The organism is Ruegeria sp. BG8, from assembly GCF_056538325.1.
In genome coordinates this window covers 23,403-48,534 of record NZ_JBQFSZ010000004.1, presented here as the reverse complement: position 1 = coordinate 48,534, position 25,132 = coordinate 23,403, and the positions used below count along the sequence as shown (strand labels likewise).

Sequence of the window (25,132 nt, the reverse complement as noted above, 5' to 3'; positions counted from 1 at the left end):
TAAGGCAGTGAAATGATTGATCTCAGTAAACTTAAGCCACTGCGCAAAAGTCGGAATTACTTGTTGTTCGATCACCCGGAGCAGAATGGCGCTTTGCTGAAAGTCCGGTCCGATGTTCCGGTGCGCGATCATGCTATCCCACGCTATGCAGAACGCAGATATGGAAACCTGCGGCAATGGAACCGCGAGGCGAATGAGTACCTTGCTGCTCTGCACCGGGGCTGCCCCGAGATTGAGCGTTTGGCGCGTTTCATGGGTTATGCGCCGACCTCTCTAGGTCCTGCGCTTGTAGTTGAGAAATTTACCGGGCCCGATGGTCGCTTGGCGCCAACTGTTCATGCGGAATGGCGTCAGGTAAAAGATGATCCTCAGGCTCTGAAACGTTTGCATGATGATTTTGCAGAACTCATGGACGACCTAGAGCGTGGGCGCATCATTGTGGGCGACATGGGGCATGAAAACGTGGTTCGCGCGCAAGAGCGGGGCGGCAGACTTGTCGTCATTGACGGCGTCGGAGAACGGGTCCTGTTTCCTCTGGCATTGGTCAGCGATTTTGCCTTCCGCAAGTCCATTAAACGACGTCGCGAGCGGATGCTCAGTGGGTTGCGCCCTAAAACAACCTGAAGCCTGCCGATCATGATCACACCGCTCCACTAGAATAGACTTATGAAAGTTGGATGTTTTTTCTGACTGCGGCTACGGCGATGCGTCTGCCGAGCCCAGAAGTGCCGAAAACCACGCAGTAAACGCATCGACTTCGCTGGAGCGACGTTGAACGGCCAAAAAGTACCCCTCTGACGCTTGCGCCAATACGTCGCTTGCCACGACAACTGTCCCTCGGCGTAATGCATTATCGGCGATTATGGTGTTAACCAAGGCGACGCCATTACCAGAAACTGCCATCTGTAGTGCAAGCCCATATGAGTCCACATAGTAACTGGGTGCGCCGATCTTTCTCCCGGATGCTTCGGCCCATGTTGTCCAGTTGTCCGACGTGCCGACGGACTCAATAAGCGGCAAATCGTCGATACTGCCTTCCAAAGTGGGGGCCTTGACTGGCACTAGATTGTTGGGCTTCAAGGCGACGGCATTTCCACCAACTTGCTTGGCCGATCCAAAGCGAATTTCCACGTCCGCGCGTGAGGCGGCGTATTCATCGGGCCAGATAGTACTAACAAAGCGTACAGATGTGTCGGGATGCAGCTTTCGAAACTCGGGCAATGCTGGTGCGATCACCCATTCTATGATGCTGATCGATGCGGCAATTGTAATGTGTCTCGACTTTTCCTCGGTCAAATACGGAGAAGCTGCCTGGCTCAGCATCTCAAGCGCGGCCTCGACCTGCGGCAACAGCTTGCGGCCCTCATCGGTCAGGCTGAGACCTCGCGCGTGTCGGTGAAACAAGACGACCCCCAAGCGCGTTTCAAGCGACCTGATCTGCTGGCTGACAGCTGATTGGGTCAACCCGATTTCGTCTGCGGCAGCAGTTGAACTCAGCCGTCTTGCAGCAGCTTCGAAGGATCTGAACCAGGTCAGCGGGGGTAGAGTTTTGGCCATCGGTAATTAACCTATAAGTGGTGTTAATACCTAAGGCTCAAGTTCTTTCGTTTGTCAAAAGATGATTCAGGCAGAAATATTTTCCCAAGTTTGAATGGGAGAGCTCTGTGCAGCCAAATATCCGCAAAATTGTCACCTTCGACGAAGAGGTTCTGGTCGAAGGGTTCCGTCAGGCAGATCGCCCGTGGCGCATGTTCGCAGTTGCTGCCGTTGTTCAGAATCCGTGGGCGGGTCGATATGTCGAGGATTTGCGGCCCGAAATCCTGGCGTATGGCCCTGTGTTGGGTGAAATGCTAACCGACCGGATGGTGGCCTTGGCAGGTGACGGTGACGCGATCGAGGCTTATGGGAAAGCTGCGGTTGTCGGGCTGGATGGTGAGGTCGAGCATGCTTCGGGCCTGATCCACACGCTGCATTTCGGAAATTTCTACCGGCAGGCGGTTGGCGCAAAGTCGTACTTGTCTTTCACCAACACTCGCGGGCCAGCGAATACGCCGATTATGGTTCCAATGATGGACAAGAACGATGCCGGTCGACGGTCGCATTACCTGACACTGCAGTTTGCCATTCCCGATGCTCCTTGCGCTGATGAGGTCGTGGTCGTGCTGGGTGGTGCCACATCCGGGCGCCCGCATCATCGTATCGGAGACCGTTATCAGGACCTGAAGGATCTGGGACATGACGTGGACAACCCAGCCTCGGTCTGAGATCGGCAACCTTGCGGTGATCGCAGAGGGCAGCGGACCTTTGGTGGTTTTGCTGCATGGTGTCGGGTTGCGCAGCGAAGCCTGGGGGGCGCAGATCGCCCCTCTGGTCTCATCTGGGTACAGAGTTATTTGCCCGGACATGCTGGGGCACGGAGAGACGCGGTTTTCTGAGCCTGAGACTTTGGAAAGCTATGTCGCGCCGATCTTGGAGGTTTTGCAAGAACCGGCGGTGCTTGTGGGGCATTCCATGGGTGCGTTGATCGCCTTGCTGATCGCGGCATCGGGCCATGACCACATAAACGGCGTGGTTGCTTTGAACGCCGTTCACCAGCGAACGTCTGCGGCCCATCGGGCTATTCTGCAGCGCGCAGAGAGTTTGAATGCAGACCGTGTAAACGACCCGACGCAAACTCTCACCCGCTGGTTTGCCAATCAGCCGTCGACTGAGCGTGAAGCCTGTGCCCGTTGGCTGACCGAGGTAAACCCCAAGGCATACAAGGCTGCGTATTCTGCGTTTGCTACCAGCAATGGGCTGAGTTCAACCCAGTTAAGTAACATCATATGCCCTGCGCTTTTCATGACGGGCGGTGACGAGCCGAACTCCACTCCTGAAATGTCCCAGCGTATGGCTGGATTGGTTCCGGATGGTCGGGTCGAGATTGTTGAGAACGCGGCGCACATGATGCCAATGACACATCCTGAACTGGTCAATTCGGCTCTGATGCGCTTTCTGAAGGAGGTCGGTCATGTCGCAGTTTGATCCCCGCGCTCTGCGGGATGCGTTTGGCAGTTTCATGACCGGAGTAACCGTGGTCACCAGCCGGGATAGTGCAGGTAATCCGATTGGCTTTACGGCCAATTCTTTCTCATCGGTCTCACTGGACCCGCCGCTATTGTTGGTATGCCCCGGAAAGTTCCTGTCGACGCATGATATCTTTGCTGGGTGTACACACTTCGCGATCAACATTCTGGCCGAGGACCAGCGGGACATCTCGAATACTTTCGCGGGATTTAAAGGTGATCGTTTTGCCAAGGTTGCCCATCACAACGGACAGTTCGACCTGCCATTGATTGACGGCGCTTTGGCGCAGTTTTGTTGTGAAACCCATCAGGCCATTCCGGCCGGAGACCACACGATCCTGATCGGGCAGGTGGCTGATTTTGCACATGGCGAAGGAAACGGTCTGGGCTATGTCGGCGGGTCCTATTTTAGCCTTGGGCTCGAGCAGGAGATGGACGCCGAACGACCTACGATTTGCGGAGCCATTATTCGATCCGGCGAAAAAGTTCTGATGGAGCTGCGCGACGGCAAATACTCTCCGGTGCAGGTTTCCGGAGCTGAACCGGGCGGGCAGCGGCTAAGGCTTGAACAAGAACTGTCGGACCGCAGTATCACTGCGCAACTTGATCAGGTCTATTCTTCGTTCAGCGATGCCAAGACGAAGCAGCATTATACGTTTTTCCTTGCAAGCTGCGATCAGATCACGCCGACATCCGGCGCTGAATGGGTAGACGTCAGCGCGCTGCCCAACTTGAACTACGCCACGCAAAGCGTTGGGAAAATGATGACCCGCTACGCTCTTGAAGCGCGCGAGGGAAATTTCTCTTTGTACCTCGGAGACGCGCAACAGGGTGAATTACATACTTTCGACAAAGGAGCCGGTTGATGGAGTTTTCTCTGTTTGCCCACATGGAGCGTCTAACGCCCGATCAACCTCATGACGTGTTGCATGATGAGTTCGTCGGTCTTGTGAAAATGGCTGATGAAGGGGGCATGCGAGCCGTTTGGACCGGTGAACATCACGGAATGGAATTCACGATAGCGCCCAATCCCTTCCTGTCGCTTGTAGATCTGGCGCACCAGACCCGGAACGTGCGTTTGGGCACCGGTACGGTTATTGCGCCGTTCTGGCACCCGATCAAACTGGCCGGAGAGGCCGCAGCGGCTGATCAGATGACGAAAGGTCGGATCGAGCTGGGGATCGCGCGTGGTGCATATTCCTTTGAGTATGAACGCCTGATGCCGGGAATGGATGCGTGGGAAGCAGGGCAGCGTATGCGAGAATCTACCCCGCTTATTCCGAAGATCTGGCAAGGCGACTGTGCGCATGAGGGCGAGTTTTATTCCTTCCCTCCAACGACTTCTGCGCCAAAGCCGCTGCAAGAAAACGGCCCGCCTATCTGGATTGCCGCACGGGATCCCAACAGCCACGAATTCGGGGTGCACAATGGGTTCAACATTCAGGTGACGCCGTTGTGGCAGGGGATGGAAGAAATCGAGACGTTGATGAGCCGTTTCAACGATGCCTGTGACAGCTACGATGGACCGCGGCCCAAGATCATGTTGTTGCACCACACCTATGTCGGAGCAGACGAAGATGACGTGTCCTTGGGGGTTCAGCAGTTGCGGCGGTACTACAATTACTTCGGCGCTTGGTTCATGAACAAACGACCAATACAGCAAGGGCTGATCAAGCAATTGACGGATGCAGAAATGGACGCCAACCCCATGTACACGAACGAGAAACTGGCGCAGGATCTGACCGTTGGCACGGCTCAGCAGGTGATCGATCGGATCAAACGATATGAGGATCTGGGTTATGATGAGTTTTCATTCTGGGTCGACAGCGGAATGACCAATGAACGCAAGCGCGCCTCGCTGGCGCGGTTTATCGACGACGTCATGCCAGCTTTTCAGTGAGGACCATCATGGGAAACTTACCGCATTTTCAGCTTTTCATTGATGGACAATGGAGCGAGGGCGCCGCTTCACAAGTCATGACATCTGAAAACCCAGCCACAGGGCAGGGATGGGCCACCTTTGCATGTGCAGCGCAAGAGGATGTAGATCGTGCTGTTGCCGCAGCCAAACGCGCCTTGTCTGATCCGGCATGGCGGGATTTGACTGCAACCGCGCGGGGCAAGCTGTTGTATCGCCTCGCGGAACTTATTGCTGAACACGCCCCCCGTTTAGGTGAGCTTGAGACGACGGACAGTGGCAAGTTGCTGGCCGAAACTGCGGCCCAAACCGGGTATGTGGCGGACTATTATCGTTACTTTGCAGGTTTGGCGGACAAGGTGGAAGGCACCGTTCCGCCGATCGACAAACCGGACATGCATGTCTTTACGACCCGGGAACCCGTTGGGGTTGTTGCGGCGATTGTCCCGTGGAATGCGCAGATGTTCCTGACGGCAACAAAACTTGGACCTGCATTGGCTGCAGGATGTTCCGTGGTTTTGAAGGCATCAGAAGTTGCGCCGACGCCACTGCTGGAATTTGCGCGTCTGATCGAACAGGCGGGATTTCCACCCGGTGTTGTCTCGGTGATTACAGGTGACGCTGAAAACTGCGCTATTCCTTTGACCCGGCATCCGGACGTGGATCGCATCGCCTTTACAGGCGGGCCAGAAACGGCACGGCATGTGGTGCGTAATTCGGCTGAAAACTTTGCTGTAACCTCGTTAGAGCTTGGCGGAAAATCTCCGATCCTAGTCTTTGAGGACGCCGATCTGGAAGGTGCCGCGAATGGGCTGATTGCTGGGAATTTCGGCGCTGCTGGCCAAAGCTGTGTTGCAGGCACCCGCGGTTTGGTCCATCGGTCGATACTCGAGCCGCTGATTGCGAGGATCAAGGAAAAGACCGCAACCATTCGGTTGGACGACCCCTTGAATGCAGACACGCATGTCGGGCCACTATGCACGAAGGCGCAGGTGCGTCGGATTGAAGAAACGCTGGCCAAGACCCAAAGGCAGGGTGCGACCATTCATATCGGGGGGCAAACGGCTGATCGTCCTGGCAACTTTATGAACCCAACATTGGTCGAATGCACAACGCCCGAGACTGAGACACTCAAGGTCGAGATGTTCGGACCCGTGATGTCCTTGTTGCCTTTTGACACCGAAGAAGAAGCAATCGCTTTGGCAAATGACTCGCCCTATGGTCTGGGGTCCGGCGTTTTCACAGAAAATCTGGCACGTGCTCACCGCGTCTCGCGGCGTATTCGGGCGGGTATCTGTTGGGTGAATACGTACCGGGCAATCTCGCCGATCGCTCCGTTCGGGGGGTTCAATCAATCGGGATATGGCCGCGAGGCAGGTGTTGAGGCGATACTGGATTACACCCGCACGAAAACGACCTGGATCAGCACGTCGAAAGAGCCAATGGCGAACCCGTTCGTGATGCGTTAAGTCTTTGGAAAGGCAAGGATGGGAATGCGGCAATGAAGTTAACAGATCCGAAGTTCAAAGCGCCGGTTGATGCGCAGGAACGCAAAGCGATTGCTCCGGTCATCTGTTATCCGCCTGATACATTGCCGCAACCTGACATCGCCTCTCTGAACGCGCTGCGCGAGATGGCTGTGAAAACAGGCGAGGCGACGGCTGCGCCACGTGACGCGGCCTGCATTGAGGTTCCGGCTGGTGCCTTTATTCGCGTCGTTTCCGTTGATGGTCCGCAGGTCGGTGATCTGAACATGTGGAACAAGCATGATCTGACCGAACGGTTCTATTCGGGGAAAACACGCGCCTTGCATGGCACGCATTTGTCGACTGGTGATCGAATGTGGTCAAGCTTTCCGACCTTGCGCCCAATGGCGACGATCATTGGGGATACGTTGGACTGGTATGGGTTCGATGCCTTTGGCGGCTCGGTTCATGATGTGATCGGAACCCGGTGTGACCCTTATACCGGCAGGTTGCTGTCTGGGGATGACTATCACTATTGCTGCCATTCAAACCTGACGCGTGCGTTGGCCAGCCACTGTGACCTACCGCTGCACGAGGCAGAGACGCTTGTGCATGATGTACTCAACGTTTTCATGTGCACGGGGTTCACTCGTGATACCGGGCAATATTTTATGAAGGCCAGTCCGGTTCGGCCCGGAGACTATCTGGAGTTTTATGCCGAAATTGATCTGATTGTCGGTTTGTCCGCTTGCCCGGGCGGCGATTGCTCATCCGAGCATTCGTCGGATGCGGCGGCTTGCTTCCCATTGTTGATGGAAGTCTACGACCCCGGGGAAGAGGCGCGTGCCGCCCATATTCAGCCGGCGCCCTCACCCTATGATCGCACGCATGGTGTCGTCTAAGCGGTCAGTCGATGACCCAGCCGATCCAGCATACGGCAGCATAGGTCCAGTTGCTCGATCTCGACGTACTCATCGGCCTTGTGCGCTTGTGTGATAGATCCCGGTCCGCACACGATCGAATGGACGCCCAATTGTTGGAACAGTCCGGCTTCGGTTGCAAAGGATACAACGCCAGTTCCGTTCGCCCCGGTCAGTTCCGCTACCAGTTTACGAGCGGCGTTTTGATCCATCGGCTCAAGCCCTGCGACTTCGGCAGTGATATCCTGAGTGATGCTGGCCTCAGAGTGCACAGATTGCATCTCGGGCAACAGGGTGTGCGTCACGTAGTCCGACAGGGTTTGATTGACGAGATCAGCGTCGCTGGCTTGAACTGGTCGCATCTCCCAACCGACTTCGGCTTTGCTGGCTATGACGTTATGTGCAACGCCGCCATTGAAAAAGCCTATGTTGATCGTTGTCCAAGGCGGTTCAAAAGCACTTCCTTTTGGTGCGCGTGATTTCAGAATGCCGCGTAATTCCAGCAGCTTGCCGACATAGCGGGCGGCATATTCAGCCGCATTTACCCCATCATCCGGGGCTGAACTGTGGCCTTCTAGCCCAACAAACCGCGTGGTGTATTCATAGCAGCCCTTATGCCCTTCAATCAGGCGCATCTCGGTCGGTTCACCGATGATGGCGATGTCCGGGACAATGCCGCGCTCGGACAGGTCGTTAACAAGGTTCTGCGCGCCCAGACACCCGGTTTCTTCGTCGTAGGTGAAGGCAAAATGCAGTGGCTGGTTCAATTTGGTGGTATCCAGCGTTTCCGCAAAAGCCAGGGATGCAGCGATGAACCCCTTCATGTCACAGGTGCCACGCCCGTAGAGTTTTCCGTCCCGTTCGGTCATCTCGAACGGGTCCGATGTCCAGTTCTGATCTGCAACGGGCACAACATCAGTATGGCCCGAGAGAAGAATCCCTCCCGGCATATCTGGTCCAAGCGTTGCAAAGACATTCGCTTTTGTGCCGGTCTCATCCCGGGTTTCGATGCAGCGTGCACCAAGTGCCTTAAGGCGGTCGGAAAGGTATTTGATGATCTTCAGATTGCTGTCTGCCGACACGGTTTCAAAAGCGATCAGATCGGCAAGGATTTCTTTGGTTCGTGGCAATGTCATGGTTTTACAAACAGCTTTCTGGGGCGGTTACAGAAACACTCGGTGGCACCTGTTTCAGTGATCAGAATGGACTCGGTAATTTCAAGACCCCAATCGTCCATCCAAAGGCCGGGCATGAAATGGAACGTCATTCCGGGTTCCAAAACGGTTTCATCCTCGGGGCGCAGGGAAATGGTACGCTCGCCCCAATCTGGCGGGTAGCTAAGGCCAACGGGATAACCACAGCGCGCACCGCGTTCGATCTCCGCGCGTTCAAGCGGGGCGGCCAGCGCCAACGCAATGTCACGTGCCTGGTTTCCGGCCCGTGCGGCATCCAGACCAGCCTCTAGCCCTTCGACCAAGGCAGCCTCGGCCCGACGAAGATGATCAGGAGGGTTCCCCAAAAAGACCGAGCGACAAAACGGAGCGTGGTATCGACGATAACAGCCCGACAACTCGAAAAACGTGCATTCGCCGGATTTGAACGGAGCGCCGTCCCACGTCAGATGCGGCGCGGCCGCATCGGGCCCCGATGGCAGCAGCGGAACAATTGCGGCGTAGTCACCCCAAATCCCGTCAAGGCCGGAAATGGCATCCTGATAGATTTGCGCCACCAGTTCATTTTTGCGCAAGCCGGGCTCGACCCGTTGGATCACGCCGTCGATGATATGTTCTGAAATGCGCGCAGCCTTGCGCATCAACGCGATCTCTTCATCAGATTTGACCGCGCGCTGCCAATTCACCAAAGCATTGGCATCCACCAAACGGGCCTCGGGCAGTTCGGCCTCCAACGTCAGGTGTGCCTTGGCAGAGTAATAATAGTTGTCCAGCTCAACACCGATGCGTTTACTTGCCAGCCCATTGTCGCGGATCAGCCGGGCCAGATCCTGCATCGGATGCCGCACGGTGGATTGAACAAACTCGTCGGCATAGCTGTGTATACGGTTATCATTCATCCAAACCGTGCGCCGCGCGCCGTTGGAATCTTGGCTGCGGCCCCACCAAATTGGATCGGCATCGTGCTGAACCAATACGCCTTGGTGGACGTAAAACGACCATCCTTCATACCCGGTCAACCACGCCATGTTCGAGGGGTCTTCGATAAACAAAGCGTCCAGATCTGCCGCGGCCATTGCCGCGCGTGTTTTGGAAAGTCGGCGGTCATATTCGGCCTGTGTGAATGCCGGGTCAGCGTGCGCCATATGCTGTTTCCTGTAGCGGTGGAGTTCTGTTGACAGAACTTGAGGAATACGGTCACGTCAATGGGCAACACAGGAAAGGCCCTCATTTGAAAATCACGCATAATCCTTATCGCGGCGGTCAGAAGCTTGTCGCCGAGGCGCCGTATCCATCGACGAATGCAGCCCGTGTTGCCGAACTGTTGGCAAAGTGCCCCGCTGCAGCTGAGACTGATCTGATCGAAGTTGACGGTTTGGCAGAGGTGTCAAAGCTGTGGGTCAAGGATGAACGGAGCCGCATGAACCTTGGGTCATTCAAAGCCCTTGGCGCGGCTTACGTTATCGCGCGACATGCCGCAGAAATCAGCAAGGAACCAAACGAAACGACGCTGAAAGACCGCACTTACGTGACCGCAAGTGCTGGAAACCACGGAATGAGCGTCGCAGCCGGTGCACGTGTTTTTGGCGCAGAAGCTGTGGTTTACATAGCAGAAACCGTGCCTGAGAGCTTTGCGGAACGTCTGCGCGCGCAGAACGCGCGCGTGGTCCGGCAGGGAGCAGACTATGCCGCCAGTATGAACGCCGCCAGTCAGGCTGCGGTAGAAAATGGCTGGACGCTGCTTTCTGACAGTTCGTGGGACGGGTACTATGACTTGCCGCATACGCTGATGGAGGGATACCTGCAGATGGCCGCCGAGGCCACTCGGCAATGTCCAGAGGTACCCACGCACATCATGCTGCAAGCCGGTGTCGGTGGATTGGCCGGGGCTGTTGCGGCCCATATCCGTGATGTCCACGGTGATGTCCCCGAGATTGTCGTCGTCGAACCCGACGCTGCACCAGCGCTGCAAGCCAGTATCGAAGCGGGGTCTTGCGTTTTTGCCGACGGACCAGACAGCATAATGGGGCGATTGGATTGCAAAGAGCCCTCACTAATCGCGCTGAATGGGCTTGCACGCGATGCAGACAGCTTCCTGACCCTGACGGATGACGAAGTGAGCCAGTATTTACCTGCAATGGCGGCGGCTGGGATTTCGACGACTGCTTCGGGCGGGGCTGGGGTCGCAGCGGCAATGAACCCTGATGTCCGCCGCGATTTGGGGATTGGGCCCGACGCTCGGGTTTTGTGTTTCCTGTCTGAGGTGGCTGAATGAGGGGGTTCGAAACGTCGGAGTATAGCGCAAGGGTCAATCGTGCTCAGCATATGATGGCTGATGCAGGGCTTTCGGCCTTGTTGCTCACGACTGAGCCAGAGGTGCGCTACTTCACGGGTTACCTGACCCGGTTCTGGGAAAGCCCAACCCGACCTTGGTACCTGATCGTTCCGTCCAGCGGAAAACCGATTGCGGTCATACCCTCGATCGGAGCCGATCTGATGGGGCAGACATGGATAGATGACATCCGAACCTGGAGCGCACCGGACCTGAAGGATGACGGAATAGGTCTGTTAGCTGATACTTTGTCAGAGATCACACCGGCTGGCGCGATGATAGGTATTCCAGACGGACACGAAACGCACGTTCGAATGCCACTGGCGGACCTGACGCGTTTGAAATCCATGATGAAACCGCGTTCCCTTGAAGGGGATGCGGGCATATTGCGTGCGTTGCGAATGATCAAATCGCAGGCCGAAATCGCAAAGATCGAAACCGCCTGTGATATCGCGGCCCGCGCCTTTCATCGCGTGCCTGAGGTTGCTGGCGCAGGCCGTTCGCTTGATGATGTATTTCGCCGGTTTCAGATGCTTTGCCTTGAAGAAGGTGCTGACTGGGTTCCCTATCTTGCGGGTGGAGCGGGGCAAGATGGGTATTCAGACGTAATCTCTCCGGCCAGTGAAAACGCTTTGCAACATGGTGATGTCTTGATGCTGGACACGGGTTTGGTTTGGGATGGCTACTTCTGTGACTACGACCGCAATTGGTCAATAGGTCCAGCTTCGGGTAAGGTTTCTTCAGCTTATGCCGCGTTGATCGAGGCTTCGGATGCGGCTTTCGAAGAGGCTCGACCGGGCGCGACAGCATCCGATCTGTTCCATGCAATGAACTGTGTCTTGTCCGGGCAAAGCGGCGAAACGGGCGCGGGGCGTCTGGGTCATGGTCTGGGTATGTCTCTGACCGAATGGCCATCCCTGATACCGGACGATCATACGGTGCTCGAACCCGGAATGGTTTTGACGCTCGAGCCCGGAATTGCCGTTGGTGAAAAGATCCTGGTGCATGAAGAGAACATTGTCATAACGGAAACCTCGGCGCGTTTCCTCAGCCCTAGGATTGGCCCAGAGATTCCCGTGATATGAAATACTTACCTTACGAACTTGAAAAAGATGATCCTGAGGCGTCACCAATGGGCCTCATCGTTTTGCAGACCGATGAGACAATTGAACCTGAATTCAACGCCTATTTCGCTGATCGTAAGTTTCCAATCTACGTGTCCAGAATTCCTAGCGGCTCTGAAGTCACGACAGATACGCTTTCAGAGATGGAAAAAGCACTGCCTGCGGCGGCCGATTTGCTACCCAAAGCCCGAAGCTACAAGGTCGTGGGGTACGGGTGCACTTCGGCAAGTTCTGTGATCGGTTCTGACAAGGTCGAACAGATGGTTCAAAAGACCTGCAACACGGCCGTGGTCACGAACCCGTTGCGGGCCGCGTCAGCCTGCGCGGCGCATTTGGGAGTGTCCAAATTTGCGTTGTTGTCACCTTATATCGAAGAAGTGAATGAGCCTCTGCGGCGAGCTTTTGCTCAGAACGGAATTTCCATGGATTTATTTGGTTCTTTCGGAGAGGCAGAAGAGTCCAAGGTCGTTCGAATCTCTCGACAATCCGTGGTTGACGCAGCTCTCAAATTGGGAGCTGATCCGATGGTTGAAGCTGTTTTTATAAGTTGTACAAATCTAAGAACAATCGACGCAATCCACGAGGTTGAAAAGAGGCTAGGGAAGCCAGTTCTTTCCAGCAATCAAAGCCTTGCATGGCACATGCGCGTTTTGAATTCCGCCTGAATAACAGGCGCGTGATAAAATCATTGTCATGGGTCTGACACATTTTGGTTGCGCGATGCCGCTTGCATGTCCTTAAATAGCTGCGACAGGTCCTTGAGATCCGGATAAACCGGGCGACCAAGGGCACACAGGGGAGCCAAGTTGGTAATGTCTAATGACGCAGCGTTCGTCGAGTTTCAGCGTGTCCAGAAATCTTACGACGGCGAGATCCTTGTCGTAAAAGATTTAAACCTATCAATGCCAAAAGGCGAGTTCCTGACAATGCTTGGCCCGTCAGGGTCTGGCAAGACGACGTGTCTGATGATGTTGGCAGGGTTTGAAACCGCGACGCATGGCGAAATCATGTTGGACGGGCGGCCTATCAACAATATCCCACCACATAAGCGAGGGATCGGCATGGTGTTCCAGAACTATGCTCTGTTTCCGCACATGACAGTTGCCGAAAACCTCTCTTTCCCGTTGGAAGTTCGGAAGATTGGGAAAGAGGCGCGGGAAGAAAAGGTAAAGCGCGCATTGGACATGGTTCAGATGGGTGCCTTTGGCAGCCGTCGTCCGGCCCAATTGTCCGGGGGGCAGCAACAGCGTATCGCGTTGGCCCGTGCGCTGGTTTTTGAGCCCGAACTGGTTCTGATGGATGAACCGCTGGGTGCGTTGGACAAGCAGTTGCGTGAGCACATGCAATTCGAAATTACCCGTCTTGCGCATGAGCTTGGGATTACAACTGTTTACGTGACACACGACCAGACCGAGGCGTTGACGATGTCAGACAGGGTGGCGGTGTTCGACGACGGACGGATTCAGCAATTGGCCCCGCCGGATCTGCTGTATGAGGAACCAGAGAACAGCTTTGTCGCTCAATTTATAGGTGAAAACAACACCTTAGAGGGTGTGGTTAAATCGATAAACGGTGATTCATGTGTGGTTACCTTGGACGACGGATCAGAGATCGATGCAAAGCCGGTCAATGTTACGTCTGCTGGGGAACGGACCAAGGTTTCGATCCGGCCCGAGCGGGTGGAATTCAACAAAGACCGCCTGCATGCGGATGCGCATACGCTGAAAGCAAAAGTGAAAGAATTCATCTATATGGGCGATGTTTTCCGGTTCCGTATGTCGGTGGCCGGAAATGATGACTTCATCATCAAGACCCGTAACGCACCCGACGCGGTACGGTTGTCGCCTGGACAAGAAGTGGAAATTGGCTGGCTTGCGCACGATTGCCGCGCGCTTGACGCCTGAGTACGGAACACCCTGCGCCAAACGCAGGGATGAAGCTTGGTTGGGTTGCCCCGTGGCCCGGCCTCAGGAAGAAAATCAACGGGCATAACAGGGAGTAAATCATGAAAGTAAAAACCACTCTTATGGCAAGTGCGGTTGCGGCCGTTGCCGGCGGTGCGATGGCGGAAGAGATGACCATCGTATCCTGGGGCGGCGCGTATTCCAAATCGCAGCTCAAGGCGTATCACGAGCCCTATTCGGAAAAGACGGGTGTCACCATTCTGAATGATGACAGCTCGGCAGAAGCGGTTGCAAAACTGCGGGCGATGAACGAAGCGGGCAACATCACGTGGGATGTGGTGGATGTTGTTGCAGCAGACGCGATCCGCTTGTGCGATGAAGGCTTGGCGCTTGAGATTGATCCGGACACCATGCTGGCACCGGCACCGGATGGAACGCCTGCTTCGGATGACTTTGGCGAACTTCTGGTCAGCGATTGCTTCATCCCGCAGATCGTCTACTCGACGACTTTCGGCTATCGCACGGATTTGGTGGGTGACAATCCTCCGACTGAAATCTGCGCAGTGTTTGATCTGGAAAACTACCCGGGTAAGCGTTCGCTGGAAAAGCGTCCGATCAACAACATGGAATGGGCACTTCTGTGTGACGGCGTGGCCAAGGACGATGTCTATGACGTTCTGGCAACCCCGGAAGGACAGGATCAGGCGCTGGCCAAGCTGGACACCATCAAGGACAGCGTTGTCTGGTGGTCAGCAGGTGCCGACACGCCGCAGTTGCTGGCAGATGGCGAGGTCATCATGGGCTCGACCTATAACGGTCGCCTGTTCAGCGTGATCGAAGAGCAGAAGCAGCCCGTCGCTATGCTGTGGGACGCGCAGGTGTTTGACCTTGATGGTTGGATCATCCCCGCGGGCCTGAGCGAAGAGCGTCAGCAGCGCGCGCTGGACTACATCATGTTCGCGACGGACACGCAGCGTCTGGCAGATCAGGCCAAGTACATCTCGTACGGTCCGGCCCGTGCCTCGTCAGCGCCGCTGGTAGGTCAGCACGCCGATCTGGGTATCGACATGGCACCGCACATGCCGACCGATCCGGAAAACGCAAAGAACACGTTCCTGTATAACTACGAGTTCTGGGCAGATTACCGCGACGACATCGACGCCAAGTTCCAGGCGTGGTTGGCGCAATAAGCTGACTTAGAGAACATGGTTGGGGCCGCTATTGGCCCCAGCCCACCAAAGACCAAGGGACGCAGATGACTGACGCTACGCAAACCGGCCCTATGTTGGCCGCCGATGGTACGCCTCTCAAGAAATCGTTGGCACGGTCTTTGCGCCGCCGCAAATTGCGCGCTTTGGCACTTATTGCGCCCTTGTTGTTATTCGTCTTGCTGTCTTTCGTAATACCAATAGTCTCGATGCTTTTCCGGTCGGTGGAAAACAGCATCGTTGCAGAAACCCTGCCGCTGACTGTCGTCGAGCTTAGAAACTGGGATGCGGAAAGCGGAGAACTGCCGGATGAGGCGCTATATGCTGCATTCACCAAGGACATGGTCACCGCGATTGACGCGAAAACCCACACCCGACTTGGATCTCGATTGAACTATGAGCAGACCGGCATGTCGTCAATGTTCCGTCGGTCGGGCCGTCAGATCAAAAAGCTGGACCCGGAGACGGATGGGCCTTTCAAAGACAAGCTTATCGAAATCCACGATGGTTGGGGCGACGTGGATACATGGCGCACGATCAAGACGCATTCTGTCCCAATAACGAACGGATATTTCCTCAATGCAGTCGACATGCGTCGTACGCCGGAGGGGGCTCAGGCGCAGCCAGAAGATAAGCAAATTCTGATCAAGCTATTCGGCCGCACATTGATGATGTCTTTGATCATTACCGGTGCGTGTATCATCCTGGCTTACCCGGTATCGTACCTGCTCGCCACATTGCCTATGCGGGTGTCCAACCTGCTTATGATATTGGTGTTGTTACCCTTCTGGACATCTTTGCTGGTGCGAACCTCAGCGTGGAAAGTCATGCTGCAACAGCAAGGTGTGATCAATGAAACCCTCGTCTGGCTTGGGCTGGTGGCCGATGATGCGCGGTTAGTCATCATCAACAACCAGTTCGGGACAATCATTGCGATGACGCATATCCTGCTGCCGTTTATGATTCTGCCAATGTATTCGGTGATGCAGACCATTCCGCCGTCTTACACCCGTGCGGCCAAATCGATGGGTGCAACGAACTGGACGACCTTCTGGCGTATCTACTTTCCGCAATCCATTCCGGGCATTGGTGCGGGGTCAATACTCGTGTTCATTCTTGCCATCGGCTACTACATCACGCCGGAAATCGTCGGCGGTACCAAAGGTGTCTTTATCTCGAACCGGATCGCCTATCACATTTCGTCCTCGTTGAACTGGGGACTGGCAGCCGCCTTGGGGACAATCCTGCTGGCGGTCGTGCTGCTGCTTTATTGGTGCTACGACAAGATCGTAGGTATCGACAACGTTAAGCTGGGATAAAGACGATGGCTGCACTTACACCAATATCCCGCAAACCGTTGTCCGTGGTTCTACCAGCAGTCGCCATCGCCGGAGGTCTGGTTGGTATGTTCGTCGGGGCCGGGCAGGGCAGTGTTCTGCTTGGTATCCTGATTGGCGCTGCCCTTATGGCAGGTCTTGCGTGGGTCTATATCACCATGTTGGACAACGAGCGCGCCGCCCGCTGGATTACCATTCTGGGGATGGCCGCACTTGGCCTATTGTTTGCAGGATTGACCGGTTTGATTATCGGCCTTTTGGTCGGCTGGTTCTTTGCCTTCTTCATTTTCTGGCTGTACGAAGGGCGCTACCGGCAGAAACTGTTGCCCTACCTGACCGGGCAGCAAGTGTTCTGGCATTATGCGTTCCGTGTCACCTGCGGCGCGATCTTTGTGTTCCTGATCACGCCGATCCTGGTGGTTCTGCCGTTGTCGTTCAACGCACAGGACTTCTTCACCTTTACGCCAGAGATGCTGCGACTTGATCCAGAAGGGTATTCGTTGAAGCACTATCGCGACTTTTTCACCAATAACGAATGGCAGCGAAGCTTTAAGAACTCTTTGATCATTGCGCCGATCGCCACCATCATCTCGGTCTCGTTGGGGACGCTTGCCGCGATTGGGTTGAGCCAAAGCCATGTTCCCGGGCGGCGTGCAATCATGGGAATTCTGATTTCACCGATGATTGTTCCGTTGATCATCTCGGCCACGGGTATGTTCTTTTTCTACAGCGATATTGGCCGGTTCCTGGAAGGGACCCTTGGCATGGACAAGAACTTTGTCGGCTATGTAAAGGTCATCTTGGCGCATGCGGTGCTGGGTATTCCGTTTGTCATCATCACTGTCACCGCGACTCTGGTCGGGTTCGATCAATCGCTGACACGGGCAGCCGCAAACATGGGGGCAGGGCCTGTTCGCACCTTTTTCAAAATTCAGATGCCGCTGATCCTGCCGGGTGTTATCTCGGGCGGTTTGTTCGCGTTCATCACATCCTTTGACGAAGTTGTCGTGGTGCTGTTCGTGGGATCGGCCAGCCAGAAAACGCTGCCGTGGCAAATGTTCACCGGCCTGCGTGAGCAGATCAGCCCGACCATCCTGGCGGTTGCGACTATTCTAGTGGTTCTGTCCATTGCGCTGCTCACGACGGTAGAGCTGCTGCGGAGGCGGTCAGAGCGCCTGCGTGGGTTGAGCCCGGCTTGACGCAGGCCGAAACCTGAAATAGCGATACGGTATGTAGCCCGGTCACGATGGCGTCGTGACATCTTAACGGGCGCATGGCTCTCGGTTCCCGAGGCCGCTTGTCCTGAACGCCGGGGCTTGTGGCCGGGCACTGCCTGTCCGGCAAGAGGAGAGACCATGATGACTGATCTGAGCGACCGCCCCGAATTTTTCACCAGCCACAATGGCGATAAGGCCGCTTTGCCCTTTAGTAAGGCCGAGTATGAAAGGCGCCTGACAGCTCTGCGCCAGATGATGGCCGCGCGAGATATTCCTGTGGTATTGCTAACATCGATGCACAACATCGCGTACTATTCGGGGTTCTTGTACTGCTCTTTTGGCCGTCCGTATGGCTGCGTCGTGACGCAGGATGCCTGTACGACGGTGTCGGCCAATATCGACGCGGGGCAACCATGGCGTCGCTCGGTCGAAGACAACGTGATTTACACCGACTGGAAGCGGAACAACTATTGGCGCGCGGTTGCCAGCCTGATCGGCTCTGCGCGCAGGATCGGGGTTGAGGGCGACCACCTGACGCTGGCTATGCGCGATACCGCTTTGGACATGCTGGGCGCGGTCGAACTGGTGGATATTGCACCGGACACGATGGCCGCCCGCATGGTGAAGTCATCCGAAGAGATTGAGCTGATCAAAGGGGGCGCGCGCACCGCAGACATTGGCGGAGCCGCCATTCACGCCGCCATTCGCGAAGGCGTAACCGAGATCGAGGTTGCGATGGCGGGCCGCGATGCGATGGAGGCTGAGATTGCGCGGGCTTACCCAAACGCGGAATACCGTGATACCTGGGTTTGGTTCCAATCTGGTTTGAACACGGATGGCGCACACAATCCGGTTACGAAACGCGCGCTGCAACAGGGTGACATCCTGTCATTAAACACCTTTCCGATGATCTCAGGCTATTACACCGCGCTTGAACGCACCCTGTTCCTGGGCGAGCCTGACGCGGACAGTCTTCGCGTTTGGCAAGCAAACGTTGCTGCACATGAACTGGGGCTTAGCCTCATCAAACCGGGTGCGACCTGTTCCGGCATTTGCGCAGAGATCAACCGGTTCTTTGCTGATGAGGGCTTGTTGCAATATCGCTCATTTGGGTATGGTCATTCGTTTGGTGTTCTTAGCCACTACTACGGACGTGAGGCCGGCTTGGAACTGCGAGAAGATATCGACACCGTGCTTGAACCCGGCATGGTCGTCTCAATGGAGCCGATGCTATGGGTCCCCGAAGGACAACCCGGCGCGGGTGGCTATCGCGAGCATGATATTCTGGTGGTCGATGAAACCGGCGCGCAAAATATCACAGGCTTCCCATATGGGCCGGAGCATAACACAATCCGTGCGTGATCGGTTGGCAGGAGGGGCTTATTCCCTCCTGCTGCGTTCGTGGAAAATGAACCCAATAAAGTTCAACAACACCTGAGCAGCTAAAATCTGAGTGCTTTCTGTAGGGTCATAATTCGGTGCAACCTCGACCAGGTCGATCCCGACCACATTGCCTTGTCCTGCGAGACCCTGCAGAATCTCCAGAACGTCATAGTAAAGAAAACCACCGTGGCTGGGCGTACCGGTCCCAGACGCGATCGAGGGGCAGAAGGCGTCAATGTCGATCGTGACATAGTACCGAGCGTCGTTGGGGATACGCGCCAAAACGCCCTCTGTACCCAGCTTTCGCACCTGACGTACCGATAGAATGTCTGAACCGCGCGCGCGCGCGTCGTCATAGCCTTCCTTCGCGGTCGAAGATACGTTGCGGATCCCAAGCTGGGTCATTCCGCTGACATAGGGCTTTTCGATCGCACGCCGCATTGGGTTTCCATGCCCTGCTGTAACACCATGCCGTTCGTCTACGAAATCCAAGTGGGCGTCGATTTGGACGACATGAATAGGGCCGTTCTCTTCGCAGTCGTCAGCAAAAGCATTGATGCAGGGAATGTTGATCGAGTGATCGCCGCCAATCGTCACGGGCAGGGCGCCTGCGTTCAGAATCTTTTCGACTCCAAACTGGATATTGGCGTGGCTTTCGTCGGTCTTGGTGTGAATGATATCCGCATCACCAATGTCGACCATTTGTACCGAGCTATCCAGATAAGTGGCGTCATCCTCATGGTCATACGCACCGGCGTGGCCAAAGCTGAACAGGGTCGACGCCTCGCGAACGGCGCGCGGACCGAACCTTGCCCCGGATCGCCATTGCGTCCCGAAGTCGAACGGAGCACCCAATATGGCGACGTCCGCGTCGATTTGATCCCAATCCTCGATGTAAGGAGATTTTCCAAACGTTGAAATCCCGACAAAAGGTAGGTTCAAACGACCACTTGAGTACCCATGCGATGACATTCCGCGATCCTCGTTTCTTGTTCTTCCAAAGCAACTTAGTTGAGATCACACGCTGTGAATAGCGGCGAGGTTTCGGAAGGTCAGCTTGAATGTTTCCCGCTTCAATGTCTATCTGACAGGGACGTTGGAAAGGAAACGCCTTGGAAGCTTTTGAACTGCCACCGGAAACGGGTGTTTTTTACATCAACCTTGACCGCGTTCCGGCCAGACGAACCTTTATGGAGGCGCAGTTCGCCCGTGCCGGTCTGGCTGGCGCAACGAGATTCAGCGCCACAGATGGGCAGGTGTCAGGTGCTTTGGACGGAAACGGCTATGTTCCGGGAACCGGCAGCCGCTGGGGTTTGAAGCAAAGTGAAATCGCCTGTTTCGAAAGCCACAGAGCGGTTTGGAAAGCTGCGGTAGAAAAAGGTTTGCGCGCCGTCGCGATCTTTGAAGATGACTTGGAAATGTCGGAAACTGCCGGGCGTGTGATAGTCGATATACTGCAGCGTGAAATGGAGTACGACTTTGTCAAACTGGATTATTCACCGCGTTCTTTACGTTTCGGCGCGACGACACAAATTGGTCCGGTGACGGCCCGTCCGATGTTGGAAATGGCACCGAGTGCGGCGGCTTATATTCTGTCACAAACGGCTTGTCGTAAACTGTTGGATTGGTCTGTCGAATACTCGGACCACCTGGATGATTTTGTGTCTATTCCGCGTCCGGACTGGCAGATGTTTCAGGTTTTTCCAGCGGTAGGCGTGCAGGTCATCTGGTCCAAACAACAGGCCGAAATCGTGGAAGAGGTTAAGGTGAGCGAACGGTCTCAGGACCATAAAACGAACAGTGGTCTGAACAAGGGCCCAACCTGGTTTCGCCTTCGGCGAGAGGTCAGGGCCACTGGCCGTAAACTCTACTGGCGTTTTGGCGGTCAAAAACGGTTGCTGGAGCAGGGCGGCTATTGCGGCTTCATCCCTTGCGCCGAGGACCTGAGCGTCTAAGCGCGCAATCTCTGGGCAGGGTCTATCAATCCCTTAGACATCAAGCCTATTAACGTTAACAAAACTGTCGATTTGATATATCGTTGCGGTGTTGTTGTAGGTTAATGCTAGGGTTTTGGGTATGGGCCAGACGATTTACGACAGATATGGCGGCTTCAAAACGATCAGCAGGGTCGTGATGACCTTCTATGAGATGGCCTTGGATTCCGACCAGATTGGCGATCATTTTGAAGACATCGACATGCCTAGGCTAATAGATCACCAGACTAAATTTGTGTCCTCACTGGTGGGTGGGCCCGCGTCTTTTAGCGATGATCGGATTCAAGCAGTTCACCAGCATCTCGACATCTCGCATGCGGATTTCGACGAAGTTGCGAACTTGTTCGCGCAGGCGCTGGAAATGCATGGCATGGAAGACGACCATATTGAGATTGCCGTTGCAGCTATCGAATCCAAACGTGCGATTATCGTTACGCGTCGCGCGGCATGAGCATTCTCGAGATAAACGAACAATTACTGCGCGCGATCGGCGTCGGAGTGGCCGTGGTCAGGGCATCAGATTTCGGCTTTGTCTTCGTAAATGGCCCCTTCTCGGAATGGTTCGGAGCACCCAGTGCCGGGCAGACGCTATTGGATGTTTTCCCCGATCTTGATCCACGCGAGTTGGAAGACGTCAAACAGTCGGGGTTGCGATACTCGGTTGAAATGCAGATGAAACCCAAACGCAGGACATTGGTCTTTGCGACCGCGGTGTCCCTTGCGACCGGGGCCGAAGAACAGCTGCTGGTCATCGAGTGTCAGAACATCACCCGGATTCGAGAGCTGGAGAGTATGATCGACAGCTACTCAACCATGGTCGAGCGCAATACGCGAGAGTTGGAGCGCGAAAAAGAACGTGTCGAAAAGCTGCTACTGAACCTGATGCCGCGCGCGGTGTATGAGGAATTCAAGACTTTCGGCGTCGTAAGCCCCCAACTGTATGAGCAAGTGTCGGTGGTCATGCTGGACTTTGTCGGGTTCACGGATTTCGCGGCCCGAACTGACCCGACGGTAACGCTGAGCGAACTGAATGATATTTTTACCGCCTTTGACAGGATCGTTGAACAGTTTGGGTGTGATCGGATCAAAACGATAGGCGACGCCTATCTTGCCGTTTCCGGTATGCCTGACGCGTCACCAGACCACGCGACCTCTGTTGCGCATTGTGCTGTGCGGTTTCTGCGCTATCTGGAGCGTCGGAATGAAAACCATCCCCACAAATGGCAGGCCCGCGTCGGGCTTGGAATGGGGCCGGTCGTAGGTTCCGTCGTTGGTATACAGAAATACGTATATGACGTGTTCGGGCCTGCAGTGAACACGGCTGCACGCCTGCAAGTATTTGCAAATCCGATGGAAATAGTTGCTCCGAACGAAATGAAATATGCGCTGATCGATGAATTTCAGGTGTCCGACCTAGGCCGCGAAAACATCAAGGGTATGGGCGAAATGGATCTTATTAAGGTGTCGTCCGGCCTGAGCATGCCGCAGCCTAAATCGGTAGTCTAAGCCTGCTTATTCATCTGGTGGAACCAAACCCAAGCCCCGCAGATATATACCAATACCGGTTTCCAAAAGTTCCTCTGGCGGGAAAGGAGAGCTTGCTCCGGTATTGCGTGCGAATAATTCAACCACGCCATGACTCATTGCCCAAATATGCGCGCTGAACATCGAGGCAGGCGGGCGTTTTTCAGGCGGGATGTGTTGCGACAGATCGGCCGCGGCTTTTTCCAATACGTTTTTTGCGCGATTTGACGCCAACGAAAGCTCGGGTGTGCGGTTCACCGAGATACCGCTTTCGAACATGGCGATGTAATGCCCGGGGTGTTTGCGCGCAAATGCAAGATAGGCGCGGCCCGTTGCCTCAAACGCAGCCAGCGCAGAAGGCTGGCCCTTGTCGTAGGCGTATTGCATGAGGTCGGCAAACATCTCAAAACCCTGACGGGCCGCCTCGGCGATCAGATCTTCGCGCCCTTGGTAATGCCGATAGACTGCGGCGGGCGTCACACCGGCGGTTTTGGCGGCCTCGGACAAGGTGAAACCAGTGGGGCCCTTATTTTCGATCAAAGACAAGGCTGCCTCGATCAACGCTTGCTTGAGATTTCCGTGGTGATAGCCGCGTTTTGTCATCCCCTGATCAGTCGCCTTTTTTGTTTTGCCTGTAAAATCAAGACATAGTGTGTCTTCTCGCCCGGGTCCAACGCGCCTTTGGGGTATTCAGGTTTACTGCGCTTCCCAGATTTCCGGACCGCCGCAAATACTGGGATCATTTTCGCCAATAGCATCGGTGTCTTTGGCATCATAGTCCACCGCGTGCAGGACCGTTCTAATCGCAGCGAGGCGGGCGCGTTTTTTGTCGTCGGAACGAACGATAGTCCATGGGCAATTCTCAGAGTGCGTTCGGGTGAGGGTTTCTGAGATTGACTGGCTGTACTCATCCCACTTAGCAAGCCCGGCTATATCGATTGGGCTTAGCTTCCAGTGCTTCAAAGGGTCTGTTTCACGGGCGAGAAAGCGGTTCAACTGTTCTGCGCGGCCTACATTCAGCCAGAATTTGAATAGCTGAATTCCATCATCAGCCAACCCAGTTTCGAGCGGCAGGACCTGTCGGAAGAAAAGCTCTCGTTCTTGCGGCTCACAAAACCCAAATACGTTTTCAACCACGCCTCGGTTGTACCAACTTCGATCGAAGAAAACGATTTCACCTGCGGACGGCAAATGGGACACGTAGCGTTGGAAATACCATTGGCTTCGTTCTTGATCTGTCGGTTTGCTTAGGGCGACGTTTCGTGCGCCTCGGGGGTTAAGGTTCTCGCGGAAGCGTTTGATAGTGCCACCTTTTCCGGCAGCATCCCGACCTTCGAAAACCATGGCGATGCGATTGCCTGTTGATTTGACCCAAGCCTGCATCTTGACCAGCTCAATCTGCAAAGCCTCCATCTGTTTTTCATAGTCCTTACGCTTCATTTTTTCGTCGTAAGGATAGGTCGGGTTCAGGATGTCGTCTTTTCCCGCGTTCTCAATCGCTTGCCGAACATCTTTGGGGGCATCTTCGCGAAAGTATTTTTCGATGGCATCGTTTTCGGAACGGCTCATGAGGTCCCCCAAATAAAATCCATATCTTACTATGAATTAGCCGGGGGATTAACGCAAACCCGCGCGTTGTGCGGCCCGGTCAATGGCTGCGGCAACCTCGGGCGCTGCAACGACCTGCGGCATGTGGCCGACCCCTTCAAGTTCGATCAATTCCGCGCCGGGGATTTGGTCGATCAAACGATTGGAGTGCCAGTCCAAACCAACCGTGTCATCCGCCGTTCCGTGTACGATTTCGGTGGGAACGTCTATCTCACCATAGCGCGGCTGTAGCGCGCGTACTTCTTCCAGCAGGTTGGCCCTTTGCTTGGCGTTTGCATGCATCGAGGCGCGTCGGATTGTAAGGCCGGGGCCGAAGTGATCCGCGTATCCCTCGGGCGCTGTCTGGGGGGCAAACACGCGATCCAACGCATTTTCGACATACCAGCTGGGTACGAATGCGCTGATCAGGGGCAGGGCTAGCGCATTCCCTGTTGGCGTTGAGGCCATCTTGTTAAAGCCATCCAATGGTGTTTCCCAAGGGATGGCGGCAGCAGCGATCAACACAAGCCCAGAGATGTTATCGGGGCGCGTTACAGCCCATGCCAATGACACCGATCCGCCATAGCTTTGACCGGCGACAATCGGTTTTTCGGCCCCCAAAATCGCTGCAGCTTTTTGCAGGACTTCCGCCTGTTCCGTTATGGTTTCACCATCGGGGTTGAAGCTGGCACTGTACCCCAGTCCCGGCCTGTCAAATACAATGACGCGATAGTTCTGGGCTAGAATAGGTGCCAAAGCAAAGGTCATATCGCGGGTATTGCCGCTGGACCCATGGATCAAAACGACGTCTGGTCCTTGGCCCATGACCACCGCGTGAACAGGTATGCCATCAACGTCGACAATCTGCCCTTCGGGTGGAAAATCCACCTCGGTCTGAGCTTCATTCCGGTTGGCGCGCCAAACTGCAAGACCCCATAGCAGGACTAAAACCGTAAGGGTTATAACGCCTGCGCGTATCAT

At 55.2% G+C, this 25,132-nt stretch carries 25 protein-coding genes; 18 read left to right on the top strand and 7 right to left on the bottom strand.

Annotation, left to right across the window (positions count from 1 at the left end):
• The first annotated feature begins 12 nt into the window (after positions 1–12).
• Positions 13–624 carry a YrbL family protein gene (locus ACR0DG_RS09870; RefSeq protein WP_480697378.1) on the top strand — a complete coding sequence of 204 codons (612 nt, stop codon included), beginning with the start codon at positions 13–15 and terminating at the stop codon, positions 622–624.
• A 72-nt stretch (positions 625–696) separates the two neighbouring features.
• On the opposite strand, the gene ACR0DG_RS09865 is transcribed toward ACR0DG_RS09870, so the two are convergent.
• Positions 697–1,557, bottom strand: a complete 861-nt coding sequence (locus ACR0DG_RS09865) for a LysR family transcriptional regulator (RefSeq protein WP_480697377.1) — start codon at positions 1,555–1,557, stop codon at positions 697–699.
• A gap of 107 nt (positions 1,558–1,664) precedes the next feature.
• On the opposite strand from ACR0DG_RS09865, the gene ACR0DG_RS09860 reads away from it, so the two are divergent.
• Genes ACR0DG_RS09860 through ACR0DG_RS09835 form a run of 6 tightly spaced genes read left to right on the top strand, consistent with a single transcriptional unit; the run spans position 1,665 to position 7,351 of the window.
• Positions 1,665–2,264, top strand: a complete 600-nt coding sequence (locus tag ACR0DG_RS09860; protein ID WP_480697375.1) for an amino acid synthesis family protein — start codon at positions 1,665–1,667, stop codon at positions 2,262–2,264.
• Complete coding sequence (locus tag ACR0DG_RS09855) at positions 2,236–3,024, top strand: alpha/beta fold hydrolase (protein ID WP_480697374.1); 789 nt, start codon at positions 2,236–2,238, stop codon at positions 3,022–3,024. Before ACR0DG_RS09860 ends, ACR0DG_RS09855 begins: the two co-directional genes overlap by 29 nt.
• The gene (locus tag ACR0DG_RS09850) at positions 3,011–3,931 is read left to right on the top strand and encodes a flavin reductase family protein (RefSeq protein WP_480697372.1); all 921 of its coding nucleotides are present in this window, start codon (positions 3,011–3,013) and stop codon (positions 3,929–3,931) included. Before ACR0DG_RS09855 ends, ACR0DG_RS09850 begins: the two co-directional genes overlap by 14 nt.
• Entirely contained in the window at positions 3,931–4,965 is a 1,035-nt protein-coding gene (locus ACR0DG_RS09845; RefSeq protein ID WP_480697370.1) for an LLM class flavin-dependent oxidoreductase, read from the top strand. Before ACR0DG_RS09850 ends, ACR0DG_RS09845 begins: the two co-directional genes overlap by 1 nt.
• A gap of 8 nt (positions 4,966–4,973) precedes the next feature.
• On the top strand, positions 4,974–6,452 hold the full coding sequence (locus tag ACR0DG_RS09840) for an aldehyde dehydrogenase (protein WP_480697368.1): 1,479 nt from the start codon (positions 4,974–4,976) through the stop codon (positions 6,450–6,452).
• A 32-nt stretch (positions 6,453–6,484) separates the two neighbouring features.
• The gene (locus ACR0DG_RS09835) at positions 6,485–7,351 is read left to right on the top strand and encodes an urea carboxylase-associated family protein (RefSeq protein WP_480697366.1); all 867 of its coding nucleotides are present in this window, start codon (positions 6,485–6,487) and stop codon (positions 7,349–7,351) included.
• Here the strand turns inward: ACR0DG_RS09835 and argE are convergent.
• Both argE and ACR0DG_RS09825 read right to left on the bottom strand, forming a co-directional pair.
• On the bottom strand, positions 7,348–8,505 hold the full coding sequence (gene argE / locus ACR0DG_RS09830) for an acetylornithine deacetylase (protein ID WP_480697364.1): 1,158 nt from the start codon (positions 8,503–8,505) through the stop codon (positions 7,348–7,350). The genes ACR0DG_RS09835 and argE overlap by 4 nt on opposite strands.
• Positions 8,502–9,686: a M24 family metallopeptidase gene (locus ACR0DG_RS09825; RefSeq protein ID WP_480697362.1), complete on the bottom strand. Its 1,185-nt coding sequence runs from the start codon at positions 9,684–9,686 to the stop codon at positions 8,502–8,504. Before ACR0DG_RS09825 ends, argE begins: the two co-directional genes overlap by 4 nt.
• An 86-nt stretch (positions 9,687–9,772) precedes the next feature.
• Between ACR0DG_RS09825 and ACR0DG_RS09820 the strand changes: the two genes are divergently transcribed.
• From ACR0DG_RS09820 to ACR0DG_RS09785, 8 genes are all read left to right on the top strand, one after another.
• A complete protein-coding gene (locus ACR0DG_RS09820) occupies positions 9,773–10,816 on the top strand; it encodes a pyridoxal-phosphate dependent enzyme (RefSeq protein ID WP_480697893.1) in 1,044 nt (347 codons plus the stop codon).
• The gene (locus tag ACR0DG_RS09815) at positions 10,813–11,958 is read left to right on the top strand and encodes a M24 family metallopeptidase (protein ID WP_480697360.1); all 1,146 of its coding nucleotides are present in this window, start codon (positions 10,813–10,815) and stop codon (positions 11,956–11,958) included. Before ACR0DG_RS09820 ends, ACR0DG_RS09815 begins: the two co-directional genes overlap by 4 nt.
• The gene (locus ACR0DG_RS09810; protein WP_480697358.1) at positions 11,955–12,662 is read left to right on the top strand and encodes a maleate cis-trans isomerase family protein; all 708 of its coding nucleotides are present in this window, start codon (positions 11,955–11,957) and stop codon (positions 12,660–12,662) included. The genes ACR0DG_RS09815 and ACR0DG_RS09810 overlap by 4 nt, the downstream gene beginning before the upstream one ends.
• A 147-nt stretch (positions 12,663–12,809) precedes the next feature.
• Positions 12,810–13,901: an ABC transporter ATP-binding protein gene (locus ACR0DG_RS09805; RefSeq protein WP_480697356.1), complete on the top strand. Its 1,092-nt coding sequence runs from the start codon at positions 12,810–12,812 to the stop codon at positions 13,899–13,901.
• 101 nt (positions 13,902–14,002) lie between these two features.
• Positions 14,003–15,091, top strand: coding sequence for an extracellular solute-binding protein (locus ACR0DG_RS09800; RefSeq protein ID WP_480697354.1), 1,089 nt, complete (start codon positions 14,003–14,005; stop codon positions 15,089–15,091).
• Between the two features lie 65 nt (positions 15,092–15,156).
• Positions 15,157–16,428 carry an ABC transporter permease gene (locus tag ACR0DG_RS09795; protein WP_480697352.1) on the top strand — a complete coding sequence of 424 codons (1,272 nt, stop codon included), beginning with the start codon at positions 15,157–15,159 and terminating at the stop codon, positions 16,426–16,428.
• A gap of 5 nt (positions 16,429–16,433) precedes the next feature.
• A complete protein-coding gene (locus tag ACR0DG_RS09790; RefSeq protein WP_480697350.1) occupies positions 16,434–17,645 on the top strand; it encodes an ABC transporter permease in 1,212 nt (403 codons plus the stop codon).
• Between the two features lie 159 nt (positions 17,646–17,804).
• On the top strand, positions 17,805–19,025 hold the full coding sequence (locus tag ACR0DG_RS09785; protein WP_480697892.1) for an aminopeptidase P family protein: 1,221 nt from the start codon (positions 17,805–17,807) through the stop codon (positions 19,023–19,025).
• 18 nt (positions 19,026–19,043) lie between these two features.
• On the opposite strand, the gene speB is transcribed toward ACR0DG_RS09785, so the two are convergent.
• Complete coding sequence (gene speB / locus ACR0DG_RS09780; protein ID WP_480697348.1) at positions 19,044–20,018, bottom strand: agmatinase; 975 nt, start codon at positions 20,016–20,018, stop codon at positions 19,044–19,046.
• Positions 20,019–20,158: 140 nt separating this feature from the next.
• Between speB and ACR0DG_RS09775 the strand changes: the two genes are divergently transcribed.
• The 3 genes from ACR0DG_RS09775 to ACR0DG_RS09765 all read left to right on the top strand — a co-directional run bounded on the left by ACR0DG_RS09775 (position 20,159) and on the right by ACR0DG_RS09765 (position 22,546).
• Entirely contained in the window at positions 20,159–21,001 is an 843-nt protein-coding gene (locus tag ACR0DG_RS09775; protein WP_480697346.1) for a glycosyltransferase family 25 protein, read from the top strand.
• Between the two features lie 121 nt (positions 21,002–21,122).
• Positions 21,123–21,491 carry a group I truncated hemoglobin gene (locus ACR0DG_RS09770; RefSeq protein ID WP_480697344.1) on the top strand — a complete coding sequence of 123 codons (369 nt, stop codon included), beginning with the start codon at positions 21,123–21,125 and terminating at the stop codon, positions 21,489–21,491.
• On the top strand, positions 21,488–22,546 hold the full coding sequence (locus tag ACR0DG_RS09765) for an adenylate/guanylate cyclase domain-containing protein (protein ID WP_480697342.1): 1,059 nt from the start codon (positions 21,488–21,490) through the stop codon (positions 22,544–22,546). Before ACR0DG_RS09770 ends, ACR0DG_RS09765 begins: the two co-directional genes overlap by 4 nt.
• A 6-nt stretch (positions 22,547–22,552) precedes the next feature.
• Here the strand turns inward: ACR0DG_RS09765 and ACR0DG_RS09760 are convergent, their stop codons facing one another.
• The 3 genes from ACR0DG_RS09760 to ACR0DG_RS09750 form a co-directional block, all read right to left on the bottom strand.
• A complete protein-coding gene (locus ACR0DG_RS09760) occupies positions 22,553–23,167 on the bottom strand; it encodes a TetR/AcrR family transcriptional regulator (protein ID WP_480697340.1) in 615 nt (204 codons plus the stop codon).
• 93 nt (positions 23,168–23,260) lie between these two features.
• A complete protein-coding gene (ppk2, locus tag ACR0DG_RS09755; protein ID WP_480697338.1) occupies positions 23,261–24,133 on the bottom strand; it encodes a polyphosphate kinase 2 in 873 nt (290 codons plus the stop codon).
• 48 nt (positions 24,134–24,181) lie between these two features.
• Complete coding sequence (locus ACR0DG_RS09750; RefSeq protein WP_480697336.1) at positions 24,182–25,132, bottom strand: alpha/beta fold hydrolase; 951 nt, start codon at positions 25,130–25,132, stop codon at positions 24,182–24,184.